This is a genomic window from Polaromonas sp. P1_G1, from assembly GCF_056405595.1.
In genome coordinates this window covers 1-419 of the sequence record NZ_JBFUBU010000219.1, presented here as the reverse complement: position 1 = coordinate 419, position 419 = coordinate 1, and the positions used below count along the sequence as shown (strand labels likewise).

Genomic DNA, 419 nt, shown 5'->3' with positions numbered 1-419 from the left:
CTCCGGCATAGGCGTCACCGCCGTGGTGCAGTCCAGCACCGCCACCGCACTTATCGTCTCGGCCTTTGTCGGCCAGGGACTCATGAGCCTGCCCTCGGCCCTGGCCGTGATGCTGGGCGCCGCCATTGGCACCAGCCTGATGGCGGTGGTGTTCTCGCGCGACCTGTCCTGGCTATCGCCGCTCTTTATCTTCGTGGGCGTGGTGCTGTTCATCTCGCGCCAGTCCACCACCTGGGGCCGCGTGGGCCGCGTGCTGATCGGGTTGGGGCTGATGCTGCTGGCGCTGCGCCTTGTCACACAGTCGGCCAATGTGCTGATCCAGGCCGCGCCGGTCAAGGCGCTACTGGGCACGCTGACCAGTGACCTGCTGCTGGAAATTACCGTGGGTGCCGCGCTGGCTCTGGTGTCGTACTCCAGCC

Annotated in this window: 1 protein-coding gene; it reads left to right on the top strand. The window is 66.8% G+C overall.

Annotated elements, in window-relative coordinates:
- The coding region (locus AC1D1Y_RS26560; RefSeq protein ID WP_477684978.1) for a Na/Pi symporter at positions 1-419 on the top strand (419 nt) is incomplete at both ends.